The sequence below is a fragment of the Streptosporangium sp. NPDC006013 genome (assembly GCF_040614275.1).
In the GTDB taxonomy this organism is placed as follows: domain Bacteria; phylum Actinomycetota; class Actinomycetes; order Streptosporangiales; family Streptosporangiaceae; genus Streptosporangium.
Genome location: NZ_JBEXUE010000617.1, coordinates 1 through 5,078, shown reverse-complemented (window position 1 = coordinate 5,078; position 5,078 = coordinate 1). Strand labels below are relative to the sequence as shown.

At 67.6% G+C, this 5,078-nt stretch carries 6 protein-coding genes; 4 read left to right on the top strand and 2 right to left on the bottom strand.

Going from position 1 to position 5,078, the window contains the following annotated elements; translation table 11 throughout:
* The first annotated feature begins 222 nt into the window (after positions 1 to 222).
* The 3 genes from ABZ260_RS46205 to ABZ260_RS46195 all read left to right on the top strand — a co-directional run bounded on the left by ABZ260_RS46205 (position 223) and on the right by ABZ260_RS46195 (position 3,362).
* Positions 223 to 885, top strand: coding sequence for a hypothetical protein (locus ABZ260_RS46205; protein WP_355630971.1), 663 nt, complete (start codon positions 223 to 225; stop codon positions 883 to 885).
* 444 nt (positions 886 to 1,329) lie between these two features.
* A complete protein-coding gene (locus tag ABZ260_RS46200; RefSeq protein ID WP_355630968.1) occupies positions 1,330 to 2,055 on the top strand; it encodes an ABC transporter ATP-binding protein in 726 nt (241 codons plus the stop codon).
* Entirely contained in the window at positions 2,052 to 3,362 is a 1,311-nt protein-coding gene (locus ABZ260_RS46195; RefSeq protein WP_355630965.1) for an ABC transporter permease, read from the top strand. Before ABZ260_RS46200 ends, ABZ260_RS46195 begins: the two co-directional genes overlap by 4 nt.
* A 31-nt stretch (positions 3,363 to 3,393) precedes the next feature.
* On the opposite strand, the gene ABZ260_RS46190 is transcribed toward ABZ260_RS46195, so the two are convergent.
* Together ABZ260_RS46190 and ABZ260_RS46185 are read right to left on the bottom strand one after the other, a co-directional pair.
* Complete coding sequence (locus ABZ260_RS46190; protein WP_355630962.1) at positions 3,394 to 3,540, bottom strand: hypothetical protein; 147 nt, start codon at positions 3,538 to 3,540, stop codon at positions 3,394 to 3,396.
* Between the two features lie 31 nt (positions 3,541 to 3,571).
* Positions 3,572 to 3,730 carry an AAA family ATPase gene (locus ABZ260_RS46185; RefSeq protein WP_355630959.1) on the bottom strand — a complete coding sequence of 53 codons (159 nt, stop codon included), beginning with the start codon at positions 3,728 to 3,730 and terminating at the stop codon, positions 3,572 to 3,574.
* Positions 3,731 to 4,060: 330 nt separating this feature from the next.
* Here ABZ260_RS46185 and ABZ260_RS46180 point away from each other — a divergent pair, with 330 nt between their 5' ends.
* Positions 4,061 to 4,954 (top strand): hypothetical protein, encoded by an 894-nt coding sequence (locus ABZ260_RS46180; RefSeq protein WP_355630956.1) that lies wholly within the window; start codon positions 4,061 to 4,063, stop codon positions 4,952 to 4,954.
* Positions 4,955 to 5,078 lie beyond the last annotated feature (124 nt).

Below are 5,078 nucleotides of genomic sequence, written 5' to 3'. Positions count from 1 at the left end.
CTCACCCCGCAACTGCTCAATCTCCCCCAGGTCCACGAGAGCAGCATGCCGAACCCAACACCCAAGATCAAATCAACCTAACGAAGTACTACTAGGTCGGCTGCCTCCACGACGGTCAGTCCCGTTCTCGCCTGCTGATCAGGGAGTGCGTCCTGGCACAAGTGGTCTCCAAGAGAGTGCGCCCACCCTGAGGGCATGTACAACACACTCGGGCTCTGAAGCATGACCGACGAAGCCAAGCCCGGCAAAGAGACATGGTGGCCGACCGAAGGGGCATGGTGGCGTATCCCGCTGGCCGCGCTGGTCGGCGTCGTGATTCCGCTCTTCCTGGTGGCGAACTTGATCGTGGTCGTGGTGAAGGCGTCCCAGCCGTGCGTGTCACCACCCGAGGGCACCTGGCCGCCGACCGCCGCCCGCACCGAGACCCGCATCGATTTCCCGCTCACCGCGGCGGACATGCCCCGTACCTTCCCCCTCCCGGACGAGGAGTCCTTCATCCTCGTCGCGGCCTACCAGACGCCCGGTGAGAAAAAGGTCCAGGTGTGGCGGCGCTACCCAGAACACACAGACCCGGACGCCTCGCTCGACGAGGAACTGCAGCAGTCCGCCTTCACGACGGTCAGGAGTAGGTCCGGCACCAGGACCGCCGATGCCTGCGCCGAGGGAATCGTGGCGATGCCGACCGCCCCGCTCGGTGGCGCGGCGGCCTGCTACCTGTCCCAGTTCAGCGACGCGAAGACCCACATCTACAAGCCGGGGGCGGTGTGTCTTTTCTTCGACCGGTGGTCCGGGGCGAAACTGGAGGGGCCGGACATGACCGTGAGCGAGCTGGCCGAGCTGATGTCCCGCCTGCGACCCGCCATCCAGGTCCCGCGCACCCCGTGACCGCTACGGCAGTTCCCCGGCGAGCAGGCTCCCGGCCTTGGTTTGCGGGCCGGTGGCCACGTCCAGCAGGGCGACCTCCTCACCGCCACCCAGTTTCACCGCCGACGGCGCGGCCGGCTGCCCCACGAACAGCCCGGCCGGATCGTCCAGGACACGCGTGGTCCACCAGGCTGCTCCTGCCGTCGCCGATCCCGAGAAAGGGAGAAGACATCGGAGGCGGGCCAGCCGCCTCTGACCTGCGATGTCCCCTCAACAGGCCGGGTGGGTCAGGCTGAGCCGTCTTGTGCGAACGCAGATCGGGAACTACTTAGTTGGATCTGTGGCCGAAACCACAAATGCCCCTCTCGCAGGCGCCGGCCCCGTGCACCGGTCTCAGGGGGTTCGGGGGCGGATCAGGGCGATACCTGATGGAGCACGGCAGCCGCCTCCGACAGGCTGAAGATCATGAGTGATCAAGCGGTCCTCCTTGACGGAGTGACCAGGACATATGGCAAAGGCGCCACCGAGGTGGTCGCGCTTCGCCAGGTCAGCGTCGAATTTCCACGCGGCAGCTTCACCGCCGTCATGGGCCCCTCGGGTTCGGGGAAGAGCACGCTGCTGCAGTGCGCGTCGGGGCTGGACCGGCCGCAGTCGGGCGCCGTCCGTATCGCCGGGCAGGACATCACCCGCCTGCAGGAGAGGGAGCTGGCCGTACTCCGCCGCGACGGGATCGGAGTCATCTTCCAGGCGTTCAACCTGGTCCCGTCATTGACCGCCTGGCAGAACGTGATCCTGCCGAGCAAGCTGGCCAGACGACGGCCCGACCCGGCACGCGTGCGTGAACTACTGCACCGGGTCGGCCTCGCAGGGCGAGAGGGGCACCGGCCGGCGCAGCTTTCCGGCGGCCAGCAGCAGCGGGTGGCGATCGCCCGCGCGCTGCTCGGCAGGCCGGAGGTGCTGTTCGCCGACGAGCCGACGGGTGCGCTCGACCGGAGCACCGGACATGAAGTGCTGGCGCTGCTACGCGAGGCGGTTGATGAGTTCGGTCAGACGGTGGTGATGGTCACACATGATCCCGAGGCGGCGACCCGGGCGGACAGCGTGCTTTTTCTGACCGACGGCCGCATCGTGGACGTCCTGGACAGACCGTCGGTCGACCAGATCGGCATGCGGCTGGGCGGCCGTCGATGACACTCGTACTCGCCTGGAACAACGTGCGGACCAATCCGACAGGATTCGCCGCGTCGTTCGCGGCCGTGCTCATGGCTGTGATGCTCGTCAGCTCCAGCGGCCTGCTGGTCACGAGCGCGAACGCGGACGCCGAGCTGAACGGGATCATGGGGCTGCTGGTCCTGTCCGCGCTGGTGTCGGGGTTCGTGTCGGTCTTCGTGGTTTCCGGGATGTTGGGCCTGCACGTGCTGCGGCAGCGCCGGACCTGGGGCCTGCTGCGGTCGGTCGGCATGACGCCGCGGCAGGTGCGCCGGCTGGTCATGGCGGAGGCGCTGGTGGTGGCCGTGCTGGCGAGTACGGCGGGCTGCGCGCTGGCCGTACCGTACGCCGGGGTGGTGGCGGCGTTCATGCGAGCGGTCGGCCTGACGCCTGCAGGTATCCCGGTGGAGGTCACATCGGGGCCGTTCGTCCTGGCGCTGGTGGTCGGGCTGGTGGTGACGCTGCTGGCCGCGTGGAGCGCGGCGCGCAAAGCGGTGCGCGCGGGGCCGTTGGAGGTGTTGCGCGAGAGCGCGATGCAGCAGCGGCTCATGCCCTGGCCCAGGGCGGTTGCCGGAGTGGTGGCGCTGGCCGGAGGGGTCGTGCTGTTGTCCCTGGTCCCGCAGGTGAAGGCCATGGCCGCGGTGCCGACCGGGCTGGGGGCGACGATGGTGCTCTGCGTGGGCGCGTCGGCGCTGGGTCCGGTCCTGCTGCGAGGGATGGGCTGGATACTCGGGGCACCGGCGGCTTGGCTCGATCCGGGCGCGGGAACGCTGGCGAGGGCCTCCCTGATCACGCAGCCGCGCCGGGCGATGTCGGCCGCGTCTCCGGTGATGCTGACCGTGGCGCTCGCATGCACCTTCTTGTTCGCCGTGTCGACCTCCGACGTGGCGGCGGGCGTGACACGGACCGGGCCGTCGGTGTGGGCCGCTCCCGTACTGGTGGGGTCAGCGGTGGCCTACACCGTGATCTCGGTGCTGAACGCGATGGCCATGTCGATGGCAGAGCGCACGGAGGAGATCCGGCTGCTACGTTCCGTGGGAACGAAGCCGGGTCAGCTCGCCAGGGCGGTGTGCTGGGAATCGCTGATCGTGACATGCGCGGGGGCGCTGCTCGGAACGGGAATCGCCGCCGCGTCGCTGGCCGCGCTGGGTAAGGCGGCGACGGGAGAGTTGTGGTTCGCCTACTCGATGCCGCAGTACCTGGGGCTGGTGACGGTCTGCGCTGTGAGTGGCCTGATCGGAGGACTGGCCTCCACCCGGAAGGCACGGCACGGGCCGCTGATCTCCTAGACGAGTGGCTCCGATGTGGTCCGTGGTTCGGTCACGGTGCAGCTTCGAGTTGCTTCTTGACCGCCGCTACCCGGTCCGGCAGCATGCCCGGAGCGATCGGCACGCACTCGTAGCCGAGTGAGATGTAGGTGTCCTGGTGGACCCGCTCGAATCGCAGCGACTCCTCGAAGGTGATCAATCGCGCCTCGGTCGGTGTGATGAACCCGAGGTTACGGCTTCGTCCACGGCTTGGGTTCACCCCGGGCCTGGTGCAGGGCGATGACATCTGTCGCCGCCTCCTCGACGACGGTGTGGCCGTCACACTCCAGCCAACGCAGGATCGCCGTCTTCCCGGCCCCAGGGGTGCCGGTCAGGATGTAGCGCTTCATCAATCGCCCCCGGCTGCAAGCTGCATCTGGCGGTGGATGCCTGCTGCCGGGTGCCAGCCGTGTGGAGCGGGCGATCGCGCGGCTCAAGCGCTACCGCGCACTCGCCTCCCGCTACGCCGAACGCGCCCACATCTACCGCTCCCAGATCCTGCTCATCGCCACCTTGGACTGGCTCTCACGATCCGCAGGACAGGCCCTAGCAGGGCGGGCCCAGGGCGCGAAAAGGTGCTCCATCTGCGCAGTCGGGGTTATTTATCCGATATTTTCTTTTCGATCACGTACATACTCGATCACGGGGGATCGATACCAGTGCGCAGAATGCTGCTGATTGTGGCTCTCGTCTTAAGCCTGTCCGGTTGTGGTGTGGTCTACCGGCTGGTCGCCAAGCCCGCCGATGCGCCCACGCCGACTCCGGCCACGTCGCAGGCCACCTCACCTCCTCCATCGGCCGCTCCCACCCCCTCCGCGACCAAGGCGGGGCTGACCATCCCCCAGGCCAGGCAGGCCGTGCGGGCGTGGGTGAACAAGTACAACGCGACGCTCAAGAAGCGCAAGTGGTGGCAGAAGGACGCCCTGCTGGACGCGTTGTTCGTCGAGGCGGCGCTGCACGAGGGCGTGCTCGAAGCCAACCACGAGACCTTCGGCACGAAACCGGGGCACAAGCCGATCAACCTGACCGGCACCCCGACGATCTACCTGGTCAGGCCGGAGCAGCAGCCGTCGACAGCTGACTGGTTCATCGCGCAGGCGACCTACAAGGACACCAAGGGGTATGCCCGCCCGCACGTGCTCGCGTTCTACCGCTCCGCCGGGCAGTCCTTCAGGCTGGCCGTCGCGACCCCGATTCACTGGGGCCAGCGGATGCCCAGGCCGCGGCTCGACGCCGACGGCTACATCACCGACATGGACAACACCGTGGCGCGCGCCGTGGCCAAGGAGTACCAGAACTTCTGGAACAACGAGAAGAAGGAGGGCGCCTCCGGCTACCGCCTGGCCAAGAACAGCTTCAGCCGCAAGGCGTTCCCCGCGGTGTACAAGGGCTTGTACGCCTCGTTCGCCGGCCACGGTTCGATCTTCGGCTTCCGTACGGCGAACGACGGCATGTTCTTCCTGTTCGGCATGGTCAATAACGACAAGAGCCTCAACCAGGTGCTGAGCGAGGCGTTGCTGGTGCCCAAGGGCAGCAAGACCATCCAGGAACTCGGCGCCAACTGGTTCTCCTAGAGAGCCGGAGCATCGCGAGATTCTTACGGCCGGCCTCCGGGGAGGATCGGACCGGATTTTGGCGGTAGGGCTGAAGCGGTGATGATCTACTGGGTCAGCGGGTCGGCCACAACTTCACGCTGTG

Coding starts and splice junctions, on each gene's coding strand:
- ABZ260_RS46200 (WP_355630968.1), top strand. CDS start 1,330: ATGAGTGATCAAGCGGTCCTCCTTGACGGAGTGACCAGGACATATGGC.
- ABZ260_RS46195 (WP_355630965.1), top strand. CDS start 2,052: ATGACACTCGTACTCGCCTGGAACAACGTGCGGACCAATCCGACAGGA.
- ABZ260_RS46205 (WP_355630971.1), top strand. CDS start 223: ATGACCGACGAAGCCAAGCCCGGCAAAGAGACATGGTGGCCGACCGAA.
- ABZ260_RS46185 (WP_355630959.1), bottom strand. CDS start 3,730: ATGAAGCGCTACATCCTGACCGGCACCCCTGGGGCCGGGAAGACGGCG.